This is a genomic window from Blastomonas sp. RAC04, assembly GCF_001713435.1.
Classification (GTDB): Bacteria; Pseudomonadota; Alphaproteobacteria; order Sphingomonadales; family Sphingomonadaceae; genus Blastomonas; species Blastomonas fulva.
On sequence record NZ_CP016458.1, the window covers coordinates 129,674 to 152,317 of the forward strand.

Sequence of the window (22,644 nt, forward strand, 5' to 3'; positions counted from 1 at the left end):
CCTTCAGGCGGCCTTGCGATCCTGCACCCGCACAATCGGAAACCGATCGACGAGCGCAGCGAACACATCGGCGCCAGCAGCCCCTGCCGGCACATAGAGCTTCAGTTTCCACCAGACGATCTCCGAGATCAAGCCCATCGCTTTCAGCCGCTCGACCCCCAGATCGTTGAATCCGGAAAGCTCGATCCGCCAGTCGTTCATCGCGCGCACCCGGCGCAAAGTCTGTCCCTCGGCAAGCTCCAGCGCGATTTCGCCAGCGCCCAGCATCCGCCACGCTTCGGACACGTCCATGTGCACCGGACTGTCGCCGGTCACACTCGCCGCCCAGGCAGGCGTTACCTTGCGCCCGATGATCCGCTCGCCCGTATCGGTCTGCAGCCGGTAGACCCGCGTCGATTCCTTGGGCAGCCGCTTCCAGATCGGCAAGAGCAGTCCTGACACGATGTGCAGCGTCGATGTCTCATATTCGGGAAGTTCGCCAAGCTCCACGTTCCAGGCAGCCGCAAAGGCCTGAAGATCTGCGGGCTGCCAGTGCGAATTCTCCAGATCCACGGCAAGCATGCGGATCTTCTCAAGCGGCCGCTGGAGAGCGAAGCGCCGGTGGACGCTGCCATCGTCATCGATGAGACTGCGCGTGCGAAGCTTGACGGCAGCACGGCCCGAACGCGCATTGACGAGCAGTTCGCCGCCGCGCGCTTCAACCAGGTCCAGCGCATCGGCCAGCAAGACCGGCGCAATCCGGTCTTTCCGCTCAATGGTCAGGAGCTGGGTCTGCGCGCCTGTTCCCGGATGCGTATAGATCGTCTGACGCCCCAACACCGTGAAGCTCTCGGCCCTCAGGGTTTCCAGACCCATTTCGAACGTCCCCGATGCAACCGCGCCTTCGATCCGGCTGGCAAGCAGACCTTCGAACGTCTCGAACAGGATGTTCTGCAGATCGATTGTGAGTGCGAGCATCCGGTTGAGAAAGGTGGTGATCGGCGGCAGTTCGTCTTTAAGGCCGCCTTCGTCCATCAGCGAGAGACCAGTCGCAGCCTCGAACGCGAGCAGCGAGCAGCCCTCGACCTTGCCATCTGCCAGCAGCCGGTAAAGCTGGCGAAGCGCATCACGCGCATACGCCGATTCCAGATTGTCTTGCGAGCGGAACATGTTCTGGCCGCCCGTCTGGCGCTGGCCGCGTGTGATCGCGCCGAGCGTGTCGAGCCTGCGCGCGATCGTCGAAATGAAGCGCTTCTGCGCCTTCACATCGGTCGTTACCGGTCGGAACAGCGGCGGCTGCTTCTGGTTGGTACGGTTGGTGCGACCGAACCCCTGGATAGCGCTGTCCGCCTTCCAGCCAGGTTCCAGCAAATAATGGATGCGTCGGCGCTGGTTTCTGCCCCCCAGATCGGCGTGATAGGACCGGCCCGTCCCGCCGGCTTCCGAAAAGACCAGGATACGTTTCTCATCATCCATGAAGGCGCGCGTTTCGGCGAGGTTGGCACTGGAGGGCCGGTTCTGGACCGCAAAGCGGACCGATCCGTCCTTGCTCCTGACCGGCACGATCCGCCGCGACCGCCCGGTGACCTCGGCAACCGCATCGGCCCCGAAATGCTGGACGATCTGATCAAGCGCGCCCGGAACCGGGGGCAGCGAGGCAAGCTTCTCGATCATGGCATCGCAGCGGCGGCAGGCCTGGCGGTTGAAAACCGGATTGCCGTCAGCGTCGAACACGGCGCGCGATGCCAGATTGCCTTCGCTGTCGGTGAAAGGTTCGTAGAGCTGGACCGGAAAGCTGTGCGCGAGATAATCGAGCACATATTCGCGCGGCGTGATGTCGACCGACACATCGCCCCACTCGTCTGCGGGGATCTCGGCGAGCCGGCGTTCCTGCAACGCCTCGCCGGTCGAGACGATCTGTACGACGGCGGCATTGCCTGCCTCAAGGTCACACGCGATGCTCGCGATCGTGGCAGGCGTCTGCATGGCGGTAATCAGATGGTTAAAAAAGCGCTGCTTGGTGCTCTCGAATGCCGAGCGCGCCGCCGACTTCGCCTGCGGGTTGAGCGTGCCATGCAGGCTGCTCGTCACGCCGGACGCTTCCATCGCTGCATCCAGATTGTTGTGAATGACCTGAAACGCGCCTGCATAGCTGTCATAGATGCGCCGCTGCTCATCTGTCAGTTGATGCTCGAGGAGCTCATATTCGACGCCATCGAACGAGAGCGAACGGGCAGCGTAGAGGCCCAATGCCTTCAGATCACGCGCCAGGACCTCCATCGCTGCAACCCCGCCTTCCTCGATCGCCGCGACGAACTCGCTGCGCGACGCAAACGGAAAATCGGTGCCGCCCCACAGCCCCAGACGCTGCGCATAAGCCAGGTTCTGGACAGTCGTGGCACCGGTCGCCGACACATAGACGATGCGCGCATTTGGAAGTGCATGCTGGAGGCGAAGGCCGGCCCGGCCTTGTTGCGATGGCTTTTGCTCGCCGCGCGCGCCCTTGCCTCCTGCAGCATTGGCCATGGCATGGGCTTCGTCGAAGACGATCACACCGTCAAAATCACGGCCGAGCCATTCGACAATCTGCTCGACCCGGCTGACTTTGCCCCCGCGCGCCTGACTTCGCAGCGTCGCATAGGTGGTGAACAGGATCCCTTCGGTAAGCCTGATCGGCGTGCCCTGCCGGAAGCGAGAAAGCGGCGTCACGAGAAGCCGCTCCTGGCCTAGCGCCGCCCAGTCGCGCTGCGCATCCTCAAGCAGGCGATCGGAGACTGACAGCCAGACCGCACGCCGCCGGCCCTTCAGCCAGTTATCGAGAATGATCCCAGCGACCTGCCGCCCCTTGCCCGCACCGGTGCCGTCGCCGAGGAACCAGCCGCGCCGGAAGCGAATGGCGCCGTCCATGTCGTCGCTCACCGCCGAGACCGTGTCCCAGGTTTCGTCGATCGCCCATGCGCCGGAGAGATGTCCGGAATGCGCCTCGCCGGCATAGACGACCGACTCGAGCTGCGCGTCGGACAATATTCCATCCGCCACCAGGCGCTTTGGCAGATTGGGCCGATAGGAAGGCCTGGGCGGTGCGACCGACGCCATTGCCGCGGACTGGACGAGCGCGGTGGGATGCGGCCGCGCGCCGTCGATGCAGAGCGATTGCAATGTGTAGGGCTCGTAGATGGTATCGCCGAGCCTGCCTTCGGGCGACTGCCATTCGCGTGTCGAATAGACCAGTTCGCCTTGGTCATCGCCCACCGGGTTTCCAGTCTCGGGCGCATGTACTGGCGACCTGCCTGGACGGCGCGCATGGCCCGACATGGCAACCGGTACAGGCGACACTGGTGCTGGCGACAGCGGAGAGGCTTTCGGCCGTCGCGGCACATCGGCCTCGATCCATTGCAAAAAGGTCGCAAGGTCGGGTGCCTCGCTGCGCATCTTAAGATGCGCAGTTCCGCCTGGATCGGGAACCTTGTCGAACACCAGGAGGCGCGTAGGCATGGTGGTTCCATGCTTGGCATAGACCTGTCCGGGGATCGCTGCCGAGAAACGCAATGTGGCGGTCTGCTGCAGTGCGTCGAACGCATCGCTCCATGCGGGCGCGTCGGGCGAACAGTTCGCCCCGACGATCGCGACGAGCCGTCCGCCGTGCCGGAGGCGTGCAAGCGCCGAGGCAAGGTGCCGCAATGCTGTATCGCGCATGACACGATCGACACCGACCATCGCCGAAAAGGGCGGGTTCATGAGCACGACATCAGGCTGGACCACACCATCCAGCCGATCATCGATCGAGGCAGCATCGTGCCGGGTTACGGGCAAGCCTGGGAACAGACGGGCAAGAAATTCGGACCTGCCGCAGTCCAGCTCGTTGAGCGCGAGATTCGCGCGTGCCAGCTCGGCGTGGATGGCGAGCATGCCCGTGCCAGCCGATGGCTCGAGAACGAGATCCCCTTTGCGGATGCACGCTGCTTGCGCCGCAACATAGGCCAGCGGCAGCGGGGTCGAGAACTGCTGGAGCGACTGGCCGGATTCCGACCGGCGCGTGTGCGTCGGAATGCGCCGCGCAATGCGTTCCCACATCGCAAGGCAGTGCTGCGGGGAGCCCGCCCGCGTCATCAGCGCACGGCCGTAAGCACGCAGCAGCAGAACCTGGGCACCCTCGCAGGCGTCATAGGCCGCTTTCCAGTCCCAGGCCCCCTCGGCATCGCTTGCCCCGAAAGCCGCAACCATGGCGGCGCGCAGGTGGCCCGTGCCGAAGGGCTGGCCAGCCTCGAGCAGGGGCAGGATGTTTTGCGCGGCAGCATTGAGGCATGCGGCGGTCACGGTGTGACGCAGCGCGGCGCCCTGCGCTTTGCTGGAAGGAAGAAATGTCATGGCTGGATCCTCAGGAGAGCGGGAAAGAGCGAGCCCGCGCGGTGCTCTCTCCCGACCCCGCGGCCCGCCTGTTCCGGTCCCATCTCTTCCTCTCAATCCAGCGGCCTGTGCCTGGTGGTATCGATCACGAACCCGTGCCTGCCAGCGGCATATTCGCTGCCGGGGATCAGAAAGATGCGGGTGGGAGCATTGGCCCTTTGTCCGCCAATCGTGGCCGTGCCGATGACATCGCCCGGATGGTCCGGTGACCGCGCCGCAGAAATCACGATCCAGTCGGCAGCATGGTCGCGCGCAAACCCCTCGCGGTCGCGGGTGAAGGATTCCGATCGACCAAGTTGGCGGCCATGCACAGCCTCCCATGCATCGGGCAGCCAGTCGCGCAATATTCTGTCCGCCGAGCGCTGCTCCCTCTCGGTAAAGATGCCGCGATAGGCTGTGGCGACGCGAGCCCAGTCACCGTCTTCCTCGTACCACCCTGCGGGAAGGCGAAGCGCCGGGTGCATCGCCGCGTTCCTTTCCTTGTCGAGATGGAAGCCGCCATGGCTGGCGGTCTCATGGCAGACGATGCCTTCGGCATAGCGCGTGGCACCCTGCGAAGGCCCCCAGGGCGTGGGCACCCGCAGATGGATCCTGGTTCGGCCCAGAGCTTCGCGTTGGCGGAAATGGAGCAGACATTCCTCGACATGGGCACGAAAGCCGACCTCATTCGCGATCTGCCCGTGGGAGCTCAGGCCATCGGCCGCTGACCATTGGCAAATCGGTTTCGAGCCGGGCAAGGCGGTTGCCACACGATATCCCTGCCCATCCCGGCTGGGGATTGCGATCAGCGCTAGATAGTCGATCCGGGCTGCCATCAGACCATCGGATGTTGTGCCATATTCGGCATTGATGCTGGTCATGCTGCCTGCCCCCGCAAGAGGGGACGGCTGACAGCATCAGGATCGCCGACCATGTCGATGCGCGCGCCATGATAACGATGCCGGGCCAACCAGGACTGTGCCGCAGCCTCATCTTCCGCCAGATGCTGAAGGTCATCACCTTCGCCGATGGCCGTGAGGATACGCGCCATGTCGACACGCGGCCGTTCGACGATGTCGAACTGGAGCTGGCTGGTCGTCGAATAGATACGCCGCAGGACGATCACAGGTACGCCGGAGCTCGCATAGGTTGCAATGTGGAGGCCAAAGGTCGGAGGTGACGACCAGGTCGCGTTTTCAGATCCTGGGCTCCACTGCACGAGCGTCCCTGTCCCGTTGTCCTCTTCCCACGCTCTGACCTTGCGCGTGAAGCGATCGGGCGGCCGTGGTTCGCCGTTCGAGAAGCGGATTTTTGCGCCCAGCGGGGCATGGCAGTAGATGTCGAATGCTGACATTGGAGTTCTCCTGAAAATGGGAAAGCCCGGCGCGGTGGCCGGGCTTTCGGGAAGTGGAGGGATTGATCAGCCGCTCAGCACGGCCCGGTATCATTCGGCAGCAATGGCATCGGCACCCCCGTGATCCTCGCCGGTGTCTTCCGCCTCGCCATCGATATCCTTGGTGAGCCCTGGAGGCAGCGCGCCGGCTCCATCGTCGTTTGCAGCGTCCTGCGACGGCGTTCCTTCCTCGCCCGGAGTACGCAGTGGCTCGGGCAACCAGTTGGTCTCTTCGAGCAGCCGCTCAGCTTCCCGTGCCATGTCTGCCTTTTTGAGATGGTCGATCATGCCTGCAAACTGTTCGCCGCGCGCTTCGGTCACATCGGCCAGAATGCGCGGTTTGGTAACACTGCGAAAATAGCCTTCGACGGTCGGGCGCCAGCCTGAAGCTATGATATCAAGCTCCACAGCCCGGGCGATGACATGCGAATGTGCGATCCGGCGCTCGATGCTGCGGCGGGATATCCGGCCGTTGTCATATTTGGGCACGATCTCGGCCTGGGCGTTGAGCCCGAGCGATGCACAATGCGCAAAAAGGCACGCCTGGTCATCCGCATCGAGTGCGAGCAACGCATCCCACAGTTCGGTGTCGGCCTGGGGCAGACGACCGGTCCAGGCCGCATGGCGCTGCGCGATTGCGTGAGCAGGCGCGCTGTCTCGCAAACCTTCGGGCGGACTGCTGAAATGTACCGGGTGGAGCGTCAGCTGCAGGCAGCTTTCATGGCTGTAACTGTAGAACGCCGACAGCACCATCGCGTGCAGCACTGCCGCAAAAGCTGTCGCCGGGTCCTTTGCAAAGGCATCCTGCAACGCCAGCGTGCGCCATGCGGTCAGGTCGGAGACCAGACGGTCGGGGAGCGGCTTGAGGGCGTCTCCTTCTTCAGTGTCGCCACTGGTGTCATCGTCTCGGGACAGCGCAGACCCTTGCGCCTCGTGACGCCCGGCGTCCGAACCGTGCGCGGCCTCGCCGGCAGATCCGGGCACTGCGGGAGTGTCCATCTCCACAACATTCGGGTCCGCAGCATCATCGTCGGGCCGCACCAGCCCGCGCTCGACCCGCAGGGACCCATCGGTATCGATCGACACAAATGCGCCAGCGCACGTCATATCTTCAGGATCGAAGATCGCCGGCCGATCGACCAGCGCACCGATCTCGGCTTCAACGGCATCGATGCTGGCATCGACCTCCGGCGGAATTTCCGGAGCATCCGACCATCTTGCCGACAGCTCGTCTGCCTGCGCTTCAAGTGCCGCAAGCCGTGCAGCTTCCTCAGGCGTTATCGGGATTTCGCTTCCGAAGACCCTGCGCATGCCCGATGTGGCATTCCACGGCAGATCGATGGCGCTCTCCACCCATTTCCAGCCCTCTGCCAGAATGCGTTCTGCATCCCTAGCCAGCTTTTCATCGACCAGACGATCAAGCAGTGCGACATCGGTCAGCCAGCCGCCATCATCGGGCTCGAAAAGGTCACGCACGACGCTGCCGCCCGCAGCGACATAGGCTGCTTCCGTGACAAACCGAACGCGCTTGTCAGCGACCCGCACCGTGTTTTCGGTCAGCTTGTGACGGATATAGCCAGCCGAGCGGTTGTAGCTGTGCCCGAGCAGTTCCCAGACCTGTTCCTGCCGCTGATGATCATCGCTGACGGTGAACGCCATCAGCTGGTCGAGGGTCATGCCGTCTTCGGCATAGATCTCGTGCAGCTTCGGCGAAACCGCAGCAAGCTTCAGACGCTGGCGGACGACGGCAGGCGTGGTCATGAAATGAGCTGCGATCGCCTCGACCTGCTGTCCCTTGTCGACAAGGCTAAGCATCGCACGAAACTGGTCGAGCGGGTGCAACGGCTCGCGCATGGCGTTTTCGGCAAGGCTGTCTTCTTCCGCGAGGATCTCGGCGGATGCTTGCTGCACGATGCAGGGAACCGGGGCGGTCCTGGAAAGCCGCTTCTGCTTCACCAGCATTTCGAGTGCGCGGTAGCGCCGCCCGCCTGCGGGGATTTCGAACATGCCGGTCTCAGTGCCATCCGTGCCAGGCACCGTCCGCACATTGAGGCTCTGCAACAGGCCGCGCCGCGCAATGTCTTCGGCAAGTTCGGCAATCGAAAGTCCGCATTTGATCTGGCGGACATTGGACTGGGACAGGACAAGCCGGTCGAACGGGATGTCGCGCGATGGGCTGAGGGTGATGGTGGGTTTCGATCTGGCCATGGCCATTTCTCCATGACGGACCGCCGAAAGACTCTCTCCCGGCTTTCAAGCCCGTCACAAGACCCGGGCTCCCCTCTTCCTCGCTTGCTTGCGGCCTGCACCAACCGCCGCCCGGATGCGCAACGCTGGCAGCGCGTGCTGGTGCGGTCGCGCTTGCCCATGCAAGCGCAGCGCCTTCCCTCCCGTCAGCGGTCCAGCTGCCGAGCGCGTAGCGCACTGGCGGCCATGGCCAGTTTATTTTGCGCTGTCACGATGGCCCCGCACTGGCGAGCGGCATAAGTGTAAACCGAGAGGGGCAAGACGGGATCGAACACGATGTCCCGCTCAATTTTGAGACCCAGCGGCAGGCGGATGTCTTCAAGCTCGAACAGGGCAAAACTGCCGAGCTCGGGACATCCGAGCCCAAGGTCGGCAAGCCCGAACAGTATGCCGTCCTCATCCAGTTCGGTGGCAAGCCAGCTGGCTGACCCCAATGGATTGAAGAACCGCACCACAGGTAGGGGGTCAGGCTCGGGTCTTCCCTGCCCAAGGGCAGCAGCCCGCTGCCGGGCGTTGCACTGCAGCTTGGCTGCAAGCTTTCTGGTCAGCAGTTTCATGCGGCTGCCCTCCCTTCAAAAACACACGAATGATTCGATCTCCCGCCCGGCGCGTCCATCATGACGGAGCTACCCGATCGATCGCCCTGGAAAGCCAGCAGATAGTCGGCGGCCTTGGACGCAGCGCTGGCTGCCCGCAGGATGGCACGATGGTCCTCGCGAAGGATGGCAAGCCATGAACCGATGTAGTCGGCGTGCCGGACCGTGGGAGTGATGCCAAGTGCCGCGCAGACGAACGCGCCTGCCATTTCAGCGACGAGCTCTTCGCGACCGTATGCCGCCGAACCGAATGCACCGCTCTGGTCGCGGTTCAGCCGCGAGCTGTGGCCGACCCAATGAGCCAGCTCATGAAAGGCGGTACGATGCCAGTTGACGGGTTCGTGAAAGGCCTCGGGCCTTGGCACCGCGACAAAATCATGAGCTGGACTGTAATAAGCCTCGTGACCGCCGATCCGGAAATCAGCACCCGTCGCATCGATCAGCGCCCGGGCAGCAGGCAGGATAAGTACATCGGGAACGGGCTGCGGTCTTGCGGGAACATGGTCGGGAAGGCCCTCGCACTGATCGACCGAGAAAACGGTGAAAGACTTCAGGAAGGAAAATCCCTTTTCCGTCGAATGCTCGCGGTCATCCCCCCGCTCTCGCCGGTCGTCCGGCGCAATGCGGCGTGTATAGACGATAGGAGTACCGCGCTCGCCGCGACGCACGGTGCCGCCAAGAGCGGCTGCCTGGCGGAAGGTCAGGAAGCCATGGCCGGTAAAGCCGCGTGCAGTCACGGCATGCCATAATGTGAGGATGTTGACGCCGCTGTAGCGCCGCTGGCTTGCGGCATTGAAGGGAAGGCCGATGCCGGCATGGCTGGAGTCCCACGGCTGAACCCAGGGCACCCGGCCCGCCTCAAGTTCTGCCAGAATCTGGTCGGTCACCTTGCGGTAGATATCCGGACCAGGTGTGGCGCCAGAAGTGGATCGATATGTTTTGCGCATGGAAGGTCTCCGCGACGGATGACCAGCGAACCTCTCGCCTGCCTTCACTCCGTCACGGATTTCCGGCCCTGCTCTTCCTCCCTGCCGGAAGGCAGCTGCCCTGCCTTGGCGCTATCGGTGCCTGGCAGGGCCAGGAAGCGGCCCCTAAGCACTCGCAAGCCAAACCAGCAGGCTGCAAGTTCGACACCCTGGAGCGACCAAAGTGGTTCCAACGCTGCAATTTTGATCGCTGCCGATATCCTGTTCGGCGCAGCAGAATAGAACCGGATCCGGACCAGATTCTTCGGAACAAGGACTTTATCATGCAGAATCAGATTGCTAGGTTACAGCCGTGGTCGCCATCGTTCGAAATCGAGCCGCAGCCAGAGCCCGCATACCGATGGCCTGCAAAGGACATAAGTGCATCCAGCCGTTCGGCGTTTTCGGACAGGAACCGGAAATCGGCGATCTGAAGGAGTGGCCAGCAGGGTCGACGGGTCGGAAACGCGCCTGCTGCCGGGCTTTAGAACGTGAAACAATGGCACCTGACACAAGACCTGGCGCTCGAGATATCCAGCGCGACAAACGAGTTGCATCTGTTTGGCGCGCTTGAAAAGGCAGCAGCGCGAATGGATTTCGATCATTTCGCACTGGCTTATGACCGCAGGGGTCTTTCGGAACCTGGTACCTTGCTGGTACACAATTATCCTGAAAGCTGGGCGACGGTGTACAAGGGGTTTGACCTTGGCAAAGCAGACCCTGTCCGCCGTGCCGGTGAGCGCGCACTGACCGGCTTCAGCTGGCAGCACATCGAGCATTATGTTCCGCTGACCGCCGCAGACCGGCAAATGCTCGCAGTGGGACGGGAAAATGGTCTGGTCGATGGCTATACGGTTCCGCGACATCTGGTCGGTGAGGCGAGCGGCAGCTGTACATTCGTCATCAGACAGGATCGCGATCTGCCGCAGCATTTCCTCCATACTGCCGAGATCGTCGGCGCGACCGCGCTTGCTGCCGCCCGGCGCATCAGCGGTGCCAGGCCGGTGGAACCCAGACCCGTGCTGAGCGAACGGCAGCGCGAATGCGTGCTGTGGTCGGCGCGGGGAAAGACAGCCGGTGAAATCGCGGCGATCCTAGGGATCAGCGAGGAAACGGTAACCCAGCATCTCAAGAATGCGCGCGAGCGGTACGATGTCCATGGCCGGCAGATGCTGATCCTGTGCGCGCTGTTCGATGGGCTCATCGGGTTCTCGGATATCTTCGATTGGTGGAAACCAAGCTGAGACTTCTCGGGTGCGCCTGGTCACTCATTCAGACACCTTTCGCAGCAGTGGCGATTTGACGGCAGCCCAGCCTATCCCCTGAACTGGGTATACCGGCCAAAGTCCGATCATGGTCTGGTTCGCAGGACAACAGTTCTGGGAAAACAGCCATGATCAACGCCGTCATCCGTCCGAAATTTGCGGAAAGCAACATGGCCATGCGCGCCATGTTTGCGGCCCGCAAGCAGGTCTTTGTGGACCTCCTGAAATGGGACCTTCCTGTCCTCGACGACAGGTTCGAGATCGACCAGTTCGACACGCCAGATGCCCGCTACCTGATCCTGATCGGCGCAGATGGGCAGCATCGCGCCTCGGCCCGCCTGCTTCCAACCATTGGGCCGCATATCCTGGGCGATCTTTATCCCCATTTGTGCGATGGCCGCGTCCCGCGAGGTCCGCGTATCCTGGAAATATCGCGCTTCTGTCTTGACCGGAACCAGGACGCTGGATCGCGTCTGTCGGCCCGCAACCAGCTTGTGACCGCGCTGGTCGATCACGCTATCCTTCAGGGCATCGACTGCTACACCGGCGTTGCCGAGCTTGGCTGGCTCGCACAGATCCTGCGCTTCGGCTGGCAGTGCGAGCCGCTGGGGGAGCCTCAGGGCAAGATGGGATCGAAGATCGGGGCCCTGCGCATCCGGATCGATAGCCAGACACGCACCAGGCTTGAACGTACAGGCATCTATGCCCCGCTATCGTTGCAGCTTGTCGAAAGCCGGGAGTCGGTCGCATGAACGCGATGTCGTCCGAAAGGCTGGCAGACGCGCTGCTGGACAGAGGCTTTTGCATCGTCCCCGATCTCGTACCGCGGGCGACCATCGAGGCACTTGCCAGCGATCTCGACCCCGTGTTTGCAGCGACGCCCTTCGGTCAGGGCCGTTTTTATGGCTACCGAACCAAACGCTTTGGTGGCCTGCTCAAGCGATCGGTCCATTCACATGCGCTGGTTCTTGAAAAAACCATAACGGGGGCAGTGCATGCCATTCTTGGGCAAGCCTGCGACCGCATCCAGCTCAATGTGGCGCAGGCCATCGAGATTCATCCCGGCGAGCAGCGCCAGTTTCCGCACCGGGACCATGACATGTGGAACGGCGCAAAGGGAGCGCACGAGTATCTCGTCAACGTGATCTGGCCACTGACGCCGTTCAGCGCAGCGAACGGCGCAACCCACATCTATCCCGATAGCCACGGCGCAGCCGGCATGGCGCGCCAGGATCCGGGCGCACCTGTTATTGCAGAGTGTGAACCCGGAACCGCGATCTGTTTCCTGGGCTCAACCGCCCACGGAGCGGGCGCCAATGTAACCAGTCAGGTCAGGCGCGGCGTCGTCATCGGCTACAGCCTGGGCTGGCTCAAGCCCTATGAGAATCTGTGGCTTGCCTATCCGCCGTCCGTAGCACGGACGTTTCCTCCCGACCTTGCGGCACTGGCAGGCTATGTCCAGCACCGACCCAATCTCGGCAATTACGAGGGCCAGTGCCCGTCGGTCCTTCTCGGCGATGTCGTGCCGGAACATCTCGGTGCCATCGACGCCCTGCGCCCCGATCAGGAAGTCATGCTGGCCGCATTTGCCGAGCGGGAGCCCATAAGCCTGTGAGCCCTGCACATGTAATCGAACCGACTTATGAAGCGATCAAGCGCCGATTGATGCATGGCCACTGGCCGCCGGGAACGCGGCTGGAAGCTGCGAGAATTGCAGACCTGCTTCATGTCAGCATTACGCCGGTACGCGACAGTCTGTATCGGCTGACGGGAGAACGCATGGTCGACTTTACGCATGGCGAAGGATTTCATGCGCCGCGGATGACCGAAAGCGACCTCCGCAGCATGCTCGAGCTGCATCTTGTGCTGATGCTGGCAGCGCTGGCGACCCAGGTGCGCGGCTCAATCACCCCAGTGGGCCGGCCGGATGAAGGTTTGGACGGATTTGATGCGCTGTTCCTTGCGATTGCCCGGCGCTCGGGCAACGCCGAGCTTGCAAGCTGCATTGCTGGCCTCGGTGACCGACTCCATATCGCCCGTCTCGCCGACACCGAGATACTTGGCGACACGGCTGACGAGCTCGGCGCTCTCGAAGCGGCATATTCACAAAACGCAACTCACCCAGAAGTTCGCGCGCTGTTGCTGCACTATCATGAACGGCGCGCGCAAGACGCTGCTGCTTATATTCGGCATATCACCGCCTGACACGAAGCATTGCTGCAGGATGCTCAAGTCGCCTGCGCGTGCGACTTTTCCTTGTCATTGCAATGGCATCCTGACATCATTCGCATGCACAGGGCATATCTGGCAGTCCGGTGCGGGATACTCCGCCAGGCATTATGAGCGCCTGTCCATTCAGGGACGGGCGGCCGCAACGGATCATGTGACCTCTTCAAGTCACCGAACGTCGGCGCAGCACTGGATGATCGACAGACTGGCTTCGCCCGGTTCGTTGGTCTGCGCCGTGCGGGTACTGTTGCGTGTCTTCGCCAAAACGGAAAAGCCTTTCTTCCGAACGTCACCCGTTCTCGGTGTCTTCGGCATGCCACGCTCATCCGGACGATCGTCCGGTGCAGAGCGGGACTGCGTCGCGCGAGACGAGCGATCTGGATACGGCCTTTCGGGAACATGCCTCTGCGCTGCTGCAGTTTCTGCGTCGCAAGGCGAGCCCGCAGGAAGCGCCCGATCTGGTGCAGGAGGTGTTCGCAAGGGCAGCAGGCAGCGCCCAGAGGCACAGCCTCGCCAACCCCGGAGGCTTTCTCCGGCGTATCGCCCAGAACCTGCTGATCGACCGGTCGCGCAAGGTTCATCGGCATGGGGCACCTGAAGTGTCGTTCTGCGAAGAACGGGATTTTGCCACACCCCCACAGCAGGAATGGAGCATGGAAGCGGCTGATCTGATGAGCCTTTATGAAGCAGCCGTGGACTCGATGTCACCCAAAACGCGCGAGGTTTTTCTGATGCACCGGGTCGACGAACTGACATATCGCGAGATACACGAGCATCTGGGAATCAGCGTTGCAACGGTGGAATATCACATGATGAAGGCGCTCGCGCATATCGCGCAGGCCGTGGACTACAATCGATGACGCATGATCACCGAGATAACGCGATCGATGACGCTGCGCGAGCCTGGCTGATCAGGATGCGGGGTCCGGATGCTCCCCGGCTGCGTCACGAGTTCGAAGCCTGGCGCGCTGCCGATCCAGCGCATCACGCGGCATATGAGCGGGCTGAAGCCATCTTGGTACAGTCCGCTATCCTGAAGGGTTCTGTGCGACATGGCCAGAGCCGCAAGTCCCGCCTGGCCCCTCAAAGACCCTTTGTTCGACGGTGGCTCACCGCCGGTGCGCTGGCAGCCGCCGCGGCCATGCTGTTTCTGGCGATCAGTGCCGGAGGCGCCTCTCTTTCCGGCCCTCACGGTCAAAATCCCATGGCTGCCTGGGCTGCCGAGCCGCTGGTGACAAGGCACGGCGAAATCAGAAGCTTCCATCTGGATGACGGATCGGTTGTCACGCTCGATACCGACAGCCGCCTTGACGTGGCGTTGACCGATAATGCGAGGATCGTGAAGCTGGCCAGAGGTCGGGCACGCCTGCAGATCGCCACTGACATCCGGCCATTCCGCATTCTGGCAGGGTCCGGCCAGGTCACCACCACGCAGGCTTCAATCGATATCGGTTACGACAGCGAAGGTTTAATCGGCCTCACTCTGTCCGATGGCGCGGCGGTGATCGCACCAGCTGGCCAGACCAGCCACAAATCCGTGATCCGGCAGCTTCCTGCAGCAACGCCCTTGGCATATCGCGCCGATGATGCCGCGCTGAGACTTGGGGCACGGTCGTCGGACTTTGGCGACAGTGATTGGCCGTCTGGATGGGCGGAATATCGCACGATCAGGCTCGACCAGCTGGTGGCCGCAGCCAACCGCTATGCGGCGGTTCCGATCATCATAAAGGACCCTGCCATTGCCCGGCTCGAAGCGTCTGGTCGTTTCAGGATCAGCCAGACGGATACCTTCGTCAGGCGCCTTGCACAGCTGTTCGAACTTGCCGTCGAGCGCAGGGCCGACGGCATATATCTGGAACAGCGATAATTTTTCCATTGCCTGACTAAGGTGCCCCAACAACCAGCGTCATTCCCCCTTCAAAGGCCGTGTGTCTCCTCGACATGCGGTCCCAAACCGAAGGGGGATCAGGATGATGTCAGGAAAATCACAGGTAATGCGTGCGCTGATGGCCAGCGTGGCGCTGGGGCTTATGCCAGTTGCAGCGCACGCCCAGCAGCAGGAAAAAATGGTCTACGACCAGCCAGCGCAGGACTTAGGCGACGCGCTGCGCAGTGTGGCCACGCGGGCCGGAATCGAACTGTATGCCTCGGCGGATGATCTTGACGGACTGCAGGCGCCAGCCCTGGAGGGCGATCTTACGACACGCGAAGCCATTGAGGCCCTGTTGCGCGGCACTGGCCTAATCGCGCGGTTCGAACGGGGATCGGTCACGATCGGACGCGCCAGTGGCAAGCGAGCTGATGAAGCCAGTTCGCAATCCGATCCCATAATTGTCACGGGATCACGCATCAAGGGTGCGCCCTCGGCCGTTCCGGTCACGACAGTAACCAGTGAGGATATTCGCAATGCCGGTCAGAATGATCTGGGCGAAGTCGCACGCAGTCTGCCGCAGAATTTTGGCGGTGGCCAGAACCCGGGCATCGGCAACTCGCAAGGTGCTCAAAACGAAAATGTGAACGTCAACGGGGCATCGACTTTCAACCTGCGCGGGATCGGCCCTAATGCGACTCTGACGCTGATCAACGGCAATCGTTTTGCCTTCAGCGGGGTCAACTCGGTCATTGATGTGAGCGCAATTCCCGTGGCTGCGGTCGAGCGTGTTGAGGTGATCGCCGATGGGGCTTCGGCGATCTACGGCGCAGATGCGGTGGCGGGCGTCGTCAATATCATCCTTCGGAAAAGCTACGATGGCGTATCCACCAGCGCGCGCGTAGGCGGATCGACCGATGGCGGCAATTTCCAGCAGCAGTTCAGCGTACTGGCCGGGACCAGCTGGTCAACCGGCGGGGTACTGGCTGCTTATGATGTCAGCAGCAATTCCTCGATCCAGGCCGGGTCGCGTAGCTTTGCCGTCTCGAACAATCCGGATGCTACCCTGTTCCCCGACCTGCGTCGGCACGCCGTGCTCGTCAGCGCCCATCAGGCTTTTGGTGATCGCGTCGAACTGAGTGCCGACGCCATTTTCAAGACAGGCCGACAGATCGGGGCCTCGGGCTTCTCCGCTACTGTACCGATCACTACGTCTGGCAACCAGGTTCGCACCGAATTCGAGACATTCGGGATTGCTCCGAAAATCGTCGTTGATCTGTCTGACGACTGGACCTTCGAGATCCTCGGCTTTTATGGCACCGACATAACCGATGGTCTTACCCGGGTTTATTCTGGTGGTATTCAGACGAGCACCGGCCCCCGATACTTCTTCAACCGGAATTTTTCTGTGGAGGCGGGGCTTCAGGGCGCGCTGTTCGAACTGCCCGCAGGACCAGCCCGTATTGCAGCGGGCGCTGGTTACCGTTCCAGCTTTTTCGGGGCGAGGCTTGGCGGCAGGGAGTTCGACCAGCTTCGTAAAAACTATTTTGCCTATGGGGAGCTGTTCGTCCCGCTCACCAGCCCGGAACAGGGCGTTGCGCTTGCGCACCGGGCATCGCTCACCGGCGCGCTGCGCTATGAGGATAACTCGGATTCGGGCGACATTGTCACTCCGAAGCTCGGCATGACCTACGAGCCGGTAGCCGGGCTGACGTTTGGCATCTCATGGGGCAAATCGTTCAAGCTGCCGACGCTCTTTCAGCAATATACGGGCTATTCGGCAGTTCTGGTTCCGGTTGGCGGCTTCGGACAGGGTTTTCCGGCGAGCGCGACGCTTGCGATTGCCCAAGGGGCAAGCGAAATGCTGGGGCCTGAGCGCTCGGAAAACTGGACCTTCAGCGCGACGATGAAACCGGTAGAAGGTCTGGAGCTCTCGGCGGCCTATTTCCATATCGACTATACGGACCGGGTAACACCTCCGCTGCCCTCAGGCGCTGGCGCGCTCAACAACCCGATCTTCGCAGATCTGATCACCTTCAATCCGTCAGCAGCCTTGCTCGATGCACTGTTCAGCGGCGCAAATGGAGGACTACAGAATGGGACTGGGGCTCCCTATGACCCGCGGCGAGTGATTGCGCTTCTTGATGCGCGCACCCGCAACATTGCCCAGCAGACCTATAGCGGCGTCGATGTGTCGCTACGATATGACCTTGAGACTGGCCCGGGTCAGCGGCTCTCGCTGAGCGGCGGCGGTACATGGATGGAAAGCAGCCAGCGTCTTCTTCCCGGCCTGCCCGTGACCGAACTTGCCGGAAACATATTCTTTCCGCCGCATATTCGCGCGCGGGCTGGGGCGACTTACAGCACAAAGCAGTTCTCGCTCTCTACCTTCGTCAACCATAGCGGCGGCGTCACCGACAATCGCAGACCGGTTCGAACTAAGCTGTCTTCATTCACCACCCTGGATCTGACGGCGCGTCTGACGCTGGGCAGTGGGACTGAAATCGCTGTCAATGCCCTCAACATTCTCAACGAGAAGCCCGATCGGATCTTTACGGCGGCCGCGTTCGACGCAGCATTCGATTCGACCAATTACTCGGCGGTCGGACGCTTTCTTGGCCTGACGGTGCGCCATGACTGGTAAGCCGCGCACAAAATACGCAAACCTCGGCAGATGCTCGCTTCTTGGAGGGTTGGCACTGATCGTATCCTGTCCGGCAGCGATGGCCGAAGATCGGGGCCGCCGCTGGACGCTGGAAGACATCGTGTCAGTGCCAAGAGTGATCTCGATGGCATTGTCATCCGATGGAGCAGAACTGGCTTATCTCGAGCGGACTGTGGACATTGCCGGGAACCAGACACTGCTCGTGCTGTATCGGCTGGATCTGGCTTCGGGCGTCAGGACAGAGGTTGCGCGTGCGATTGCAGCCGATCAACTCGAGGCAATTGCAGGAATGCGGGCCTGGAATGTCCTGCTCGATCTGGGCGACGGACAGCAGCTGTATCAGATCGATTCTGGCGCATCGGCTCGGCTTGTTCTTGCCAGCGAGGCAAAGGTCACTGTCGGACAGGCCGAGGGCAATCTATTTGCCGTATCCTCCCTCGCACCCCATCGCGTCGGCATACTGGCCTATGACTGGTCACCGGATCGCAGATGGTTGTGGTATGCAGCGCTCAAGCCGGGAGCCGCCGATACCCGTGTCCAGTTCGACAGCGAGGTAACCGCGCAAAAGCACCGGCGCCGTGCTCCTGTCCCTGCTGTTGTCGAGCTGCGGCTGCGTTCGTCGACAGGCGAAGACACGCTGATCGCAACACGCCCCACGAGCGATCGCCTGGCATTCTACTTAGCCGCCACCGTGCGATGGGGCGAAGACGGGCTGCGGTATTTCGTCGAGACCACATCGGGCACCAAAAGCGATGAGTCAGAAGCTTTCGATCTGAAATTCACCTCGCTGGTCAGCACTTCGGCAGGAACGCTGCCTGGGCTTCCATCGGTCGACTATCTCAAGGGCCCGCATGGCGGCCAGCTGGCCAGCGAAGGAACCGGCGAGTCGCTGGACCTGATCGAAACAGGTCCGGACGGCTTGAAACACCGCTATGGCAGATACGGTTTCTATGTCGGGGACCCGAGGTCCGCCGCGAACTGGCGATCCGGGGACGGCAGGCGCATGGTTCTCGGCGTGCGCACTACCACCCACCCCCGTTATGGACTGGCGGTCGTCTCGAAAGCGGGCGTACGCACCATTCTGACCGACAAGAGCCTTAGCCGATGCGATTTTCGGGCTGATCTGTCATGGGGCATCTGTGTGGAGGAATCGCTCAGCCAGCCGCCCCGGTTTGTCCGGGTCGAGCCCGGCAGCGGCAGGATCACAAGGGTGCTGGCTCTCTCGGCGCGGCATGAAGCGATAGCGCCTTTGAAAATCACAACACACCAATGGAAGAACAGGGCTGATCACATTGCCACGGGTTTCATCGTCTGGCCTCGCGACTTTGAAAAGGGCCAGCGGTACCCCGCAATCCTCGTAACCCATGGCAGTGATGCGGATGAGCGATTTGCAGACCAGGATCTTCAATGGGATTATCCTGTCCAGGCCTGGGCAGAGCGGGGTTATATCGTCGTGCTGATCAACGATCCTTCTCCCCGCCAGAACCCGGACCTGATGCCGGGCTACGCTCAGTGGCGCTCGGGCAAGGGCCCTTTATCACCAGCCCAAGTTCAGGACAGTGCCTGGATTGATGTGGTGCACATGCTGGAAGATGTGGTGAGCCAACTGGTCCGTGATGGGCTCGTGGATCGCAGACGGGTCGGAATTGCAGGCTATAGCAGAGGATCGCAGATCACGAATGTAGCCGTCACGCAGTCCAGTCTTTTCAGAGCCGCTTCGAGCGGTGATGGCAGCTTTCTCGAGCCTTCAGCCTGGTCCCAGGTGATGCGGTCTTACACAGCCATCTTTGGTGGTCCTCCCGCCGAACCATTCCTCGAGAACTATCGCCGCCTTTCGCCCTCTCTGCGCGCCGATCATGCCTGTGCAGCTGTGCTCCAGCAAATGGCAACGCCCCTTGCCGGTGCGATTGATTTCCATATGAGCCTCCGGGCTGCGCGCGTTCCTTCACAGATAAGTCTCTATCCAGGCGAAACTACCGCTACCGATGAGACGCACCTGTTTCACATTCCATCGAACCGTCTGGCTGCCATGCGCGAGAACATTGCATGGTTTGATTTCTGGCTTCGCGACGAAGAGCAGACTGACGCCTCCTCTGCGGGGCGTGCCGGCCACTGGATCGAGATGGAGCGCGACCGTCGCGCCCCTTGCCCGGCACTCCCGGTCAATTCATCCGATGGTCCGCCCTGAGCCCGTCAGAGCTGTTCCACCACTGCGCCCAGGCCTCTGCAGCACATATTGCCAGGACCCGGCGTGCGGATTGGGAACCTGCAGCTGTGGGTAGCGGCGCCTGGCTGAGGATCGAAAGGTCCAGCAGTCCGGCCCGGTCGAGAATACCGCCGCGCAGAAAATCTTCAGCTTTGCTGCGGTTTGCGAGATATATCTCCCTCATGAAGCCAGAGGGGCCTCCTTTGGAGGTTCGTCCGAGCAGTTCGTCCGGCACGATTCCCTTGAAAGCTGCGCGGGCGACTGCCCTATTTGCCCCGCCATGAACCCAAAGCCACGTTGGAATGCGCAAGCAGAGTTCGACGACTGGTTGAGACATCAGCGGAGCAATGTGGGTCAGATACGTCTGGCGCGGATACAGCTCGATGCTGCGATGGGCCCGGAGGAGCTGCTTCACATGCCCGATCTTGCCCGGAAGTGCGTCCGGCGGTGGATTGAGCCAGGGATGCAGTGGCTGGCCAGGTGCCATCGCTTCGAAGAACGAAGGTGACAGACCGGACATATCGCACATAGTCTGGAGCGGGGCGCCCACCTTTCGATAGATATCCCAGGCATGTCGGAGAATCGTCATGCCGTCCGCTCCAGTCAGTACGCCGATGTCGCGCAGAGTATTCATAATTCCAGAGCGTGAGCCCTGAGACATGAACCGGTCTACGAACGGAGCGGCCGTGCGCAAACTGCAGAACACGTTGTCGCCACCATTACCGGAAAAATAGGCATCAACAGGCTGATGATCGCGAAATGCGCAATGGGTGGCCTGCATTGCCTGCAGAAAGTACGCGGCATTTGGCCAGGGGTGGGTGGGCGCTGCAGGCTGCTCAATATCGACCGATGCGATGTCGAAGTGCCGCTCGTGCAGCCGAAGGCCAAGCGCATGCGTCAGAGCAGATGCGTAGCGACGCTCATCTCCCCCCGCTCCGCTGCTGACGAGATTGACACAATGCAGTCCCGCGGCTCCTGGCTGAGCGCAGCAGGCGACTATGGAAGAGTCCAGCCCCCCGGAAACTCCGATCAGAATGGACTGGAAACACGATGCCCAGGATCCTACGCAGTCAAGAACGACCTTGCGAAGTCTGGCTGCGGCATCGTCGAATTCTGGCATCGTTTCCGGACAGGTCCAGTGCCATGGCGACCACCATTCATCCAGGGTATTTCCACCTTTTGAACTGCTCAGGCACTCACCTGGCAGCAACTCAGAAACGCCGGACAGACACGTGCTGCGGCCCATTGCATCCGGGCTGGCAAGAAGTCTGCCGATCTCCGTCAGATTGACAGCCCCCACCCCCCGGCTCAGCAGATCCGCCACATCGCCCGCAAACACTGCGCCATCCGCTCGGGTGCGATAATAACACGGCAGCAGACCGGACGGGTCTCGTAGCACCGAAACAGCGTTATCCGGGCCAACTACGATCGCAACATAGGCACCCCAATATTCTTGCAGGAGCATGCGGCCCCTGCTTGAATGGATCGCGTGGGCTGTTTCAGTATCGAACTCCAGAACGAGGCGGTGAGGCGGTTTCCGGGAGAACAAATGTCCGATGATGCAGCCTGTGCTGCCAATCCTGATTGCGGGTAAATGGCTCCACACGCGAACTGCAGGATCATTGAACGAAGGCGCTCCCATATTGCTGACGGAACGGACCTGACTGGATGCAACCGGGTTGATGTCTATGATGAAACGCCCTGCCATCAGACCACCAGTATCGGCTTGTAGGGCTCTACCAGCTCGAGTGGGTCGGTCAGGATGTTGTTGCCAGATTGGACCCAGGCATGCGCTGAAAAGGGAAGCGCCACCCCAATCACAAGGTCCGCATGACATCCCTGGCTGGCAAGAACTTGCCTCATGGCGATGCTCCTCACGAGGCACTGGTCTTTTGCCGGAACGAAATGCCGAGCCCGCTGAAATGCGGCCGTCACACGAGAAACCTGGTGCTCATGATCCTGCGCGACGCACTGCGCCATTGACCAGCCGGGTTTAAGGATATCCGCAAATGGCCGGCGCCGGAGCATCCGCCGTGCTGTGATCTGTGCTGCAATAGCTCTGATGGTGAGAATAATATCAGCTGAAAGCGGCGGTTGATTTCCAAGGCCGGACGTCGGAGCCGGGACTTTACAGCAATGCGATGTCGGATCATCGCAACCCTCGGTTATGATGTTCCGTGCGATCAGCCAGTGGAAGTCGGCGGCATCAGCACTTTGCTCAAGGAAACGCCGGAACCTCGCGTCCGCTCTATCTTGCAGCAGAAAATATCGTTCGTGGTCCACGTCGAGAAATACCGATGCTGACGCGAAGAGGCAGTAGCGCAGGTGCGGAGACAGTCCGTACTTCATCGTGATAGCACAATGATCAGCAATGGCGTGCAGCCAGCAGGCTGCACGCCACCAGCTGCTCAGTCCTCGGAAGCCAGTCCAAAGACCAGAAACCGCTGATTGGTCTCGATGTCTTCGTCGCCGAGGATCGAAGCACCGCGGGTTTCGTCCTGGACGGCGCCCAGATCGATGACATCATCATGCTGAGGTTCAAACGAGTTCATGCTCAGTTCCTTTCCGTAATATGCGACTAGGATAGTCGCCGGGAAAGACTATGCCCGGTTAAACGTCAGCTCCATTTTATAATCCGATTATAATTGGTTCTGGCAGATCTAAAACGTGACCGAGCAATAGGAAACGCACGTCGGATGCACGTACTGACACCTTTAGCTGTACGCCTGGACATGCGTGTCAGAACCCGGTCACACGCCGATATTAAATCAGCGTTCGTCAATACTGACTCATCCTGTTCCAGCCGCAAGGACAATTAGAACCGGATCCGGATGCATCGATTC

17 protein-coding genes and 1 pseudogene are annotated in these 22,644 nt (G+C 61.4%); 9 read left to right on the plus strand and 9 right to left on the minus strand.

All coding sequences use genetic code 11. The features are described from left to right. Positions 1-3: 3 nt before the first annotated feature. The 6 genes from BSY18_RS00640 to BSY18_RS00665 form a co-directional block, all read right to left on the minus strand. A complete protein-coding gene (locus tag BSY18_RS00640; RefSeq protein ID WP_069049292.1) occupies positions 4-4,347 on the minus strand; it encodes a strawberry notch-like NTP hydrolase domain-containing protein in 4,344 nt (1,447 codons plus the stop codon). Between the two features lie 92 nt (positions 4,348-4,439). Further along, on the minus strand, positions 4,440-5,246 hold the full coding sequence (locus BSY18_RS00645; protein ID WP_069049293.1) for a DUF7007 domain-containing protein: 807 nt from the start codon (positions 5,244-5,246) through the stop codon (positions 4,440-4,442). Further along, a complete protein-coding gene (locus BSY18_RS00650; RefSeq protein ID WP_069049294.1) occupies positions 5,243-5,719 on the minus strand; it encodes a hypothetical protein in 477 nt (158 codons plus the stop codon). Before BSY18_RS00650 ends, BSY18_RS00645 begins: the two co-directional genes overlap by 4 nt. Before the next feature lie 90 nt (positions 5,720-5,809). Then, positions 5,810-7,966 (minus strand): ParB/RepB/Spo0J family partition protein, encoded by a 2,157-nt coding sequence (locus BSY18_RS00655; RefSeq protein WP_083231244.1) that lies wholly within the window; start codon positions 7,964-7,966, stop codon positions 5,810-5,812. Between the two features lie 185 nt (positions 7,967-8,151). Next, a complete protein-coding gene (locus tag BSY18_RS00660) occupies positions 8,152-8,562 on the minus strand; it encodes a DUF2958 domain-containing protein (protein ID WP_069049296.1) in 411 nt (136 codons plus the stop codon). Next, positions 8,559-9,548 carry an ArdC family protein gene (locus BSY18_RS00665; RefSeq protein WP_069049297.1) on the minus strand — a complete coding sequence of 330 codons (990 nt, stop codon included), beginning with the start codon at positions 9,546-9,548 and terminating at the stop codon, positions 8,559-8,561. Before BSY18_RS00665 ends, BSY18_RS00660 begins: the two co-directional genes overlap by 4 nt. Before the next feature lie 509 nt (positions 9,549-10,057). Here BSY18_RS00665 and BSY18_RS00670 point away from each other — a divergent pair. The 9 genes and pseudogenes from BSY18_RS00670 (at position 10,058) to BSY18_RS00705 (ending at position 19,783) form a co-directional block, all read left to right on the plus strand. After that, on the plus strand, positions 10,058-10,810 hold the full coding sequence (locus BSY18_RS00670; RefSeq protein WP_083231231.1) for a LuxR family transcriptional regulator: 753 nt from the start codon (positions 10,058-10,060) through the stop codon (positions 10,808-10,810). Between the two features lie 149 nt (positions 10,811-10,959). Continuing rightward, the gene (locus BSY18_RS00675; protein ID WP_069049298.1) at positions 10,960-11,583 is read left to right on the plus strand and encodes an acyl-homoserine-lactone synthase; all 624 of its coding nucleotides are present in this window, start codon (positions 10,960-10,962) and stop codon (positions 11,581-11,583) included. A 5-nt stretch (positions 11,584-11,588) separates the two neighbouring features. After that, positions 11,589-12,446: a phytanoyl-CoA dioxygenase family protein gene (locus tag BSY18_RS00680; RefSeq protein WP_442856554.1), complete on the plus strand. Its 858-nt coding sequence runs from the start codon at positions 11,589-11,591 to the stop codon at positions 12,444-12,446. Beyond that, positions 12,443-13,036 (plus strand): GntR family transcriptional regulator, encoded by a 594-nt coding sequence (locus BSY18_RS00685; protein ID WP_069049300.1) that lies wholly within the window; start codon positions 12,443-12,445, stop codon positions 13,034-13,036. The genes BSY18_RS00680 and BSY18_RS00685 overlap by 4 nt, the downstream gene beginning before the upstream one ends. A gap of 365 nt (positions 13,037-13,401) precedes the next feature. After that, positions 13,402-13,920 (plus strand): RNA polymerase sigma factor, encoded by a 519-nt coding sequence (locus BSY18_RS00690; protein ID WP_236823330.1) that lies wholly within the window; start codon positions 13,402-13,404, stop codon positions 13,918-13,920. Beyond that, positions 13,917-14,060: pseudogene (locus BSY18_RS21640) on the plus strand (FecR/PupR family sigma factor regulator); the annotation flags it as partial. The gene BSY18_RS00690 and the pseudogene BSY18_RS21640, both read left to right, overlap by 4 nt. A 204-nt stretch (positions 14,061-14,264) precedes the next feature. Beyond that, on the plus strand, positions 14,265-14,927 hold the full coding sequence (locus tag BSY18_RS00695) for a FecR family protein (RefSeq protein WP_069049301.1): 663 nt from the start codon (positions 14,265-14,267) through the stop codon (positions 14,925-14,927). A gap of 103 nt (positions 14,928-15,030) precedes the next feature. Further along, positions 15,031-17,574 carry a TonB-dependent receptor gene (locus tag BSY18_RS00700; protein ID WP_236823331.1) on the plus strand — a complete coding sequence of 848 codons (2,544 nt, stop codon included), beginning with the start codon at positions 15,031-15,033 and terminating at the stop codon, positions 17,572-17,574. Positions 17,575-17,653: 79 nt separating this feature from the next. Further along, entirely contained in the window at positions 17,654-19,783 is a 2,130-nt protein-coding gene (locus BSY18_RS00705; RefSeq protein ID WP_069049302.1) for a prolyl oligopeptidase family serine peptidase, read from the plus strand. On the opposite strand, the gene BSY18_RS00710 is transcribed toward BSY18_RS00705, so the two are convergent. Genes BSY18_RS00710 through BSY18_RS20855 form a run of 3 tightly spaced genes read right to left on the minus strand, consistent with a single transcriptional unit; the run spans position 19,758 to position 22,353 of the window. Then, positions 19,758-21,509, minus strand: a complete 1,752-nt coding sequence (locus tag BSY18_RS00710; protein WP_083231234.1) for an asparagine synthase-related protein — start codon at positions 21,507-21,509, stop codon at positions 19,758-19,760. The genes BSY18_RS00705 and BSY18_RS00710 overlap by 26 nt on opposite strands. After that, positions 21,509-22,150, minus strand: coding sequence for a lasso peptide biosynthesis B2 protein (locus tag BSY18_RS00715; protein ID WP_069049304.1), 642 nt, complete (start codon positions 22,148-22,150; stop codon positions 21,509-21,511). Before BSY18_RS00715 ends, BSY18_RS00710 begins: the two co-directional genes overlap by 1 nt. A gap of 59 nt (positions 22,151-22,209) precedes the next feature. Further along, positions 22,210-22,353, minus strand: a complete 144-nt coding sequence (locus BSY18_RS20855) for a benenodin family lasso peptide (RefSeq protein ID WP_150126168.1) — start codon at positions 22,351-22,353, stop codon at positions 22,210-22,212. Positions 22,354-22,644 lie beyond the last annotated feature (291 nt).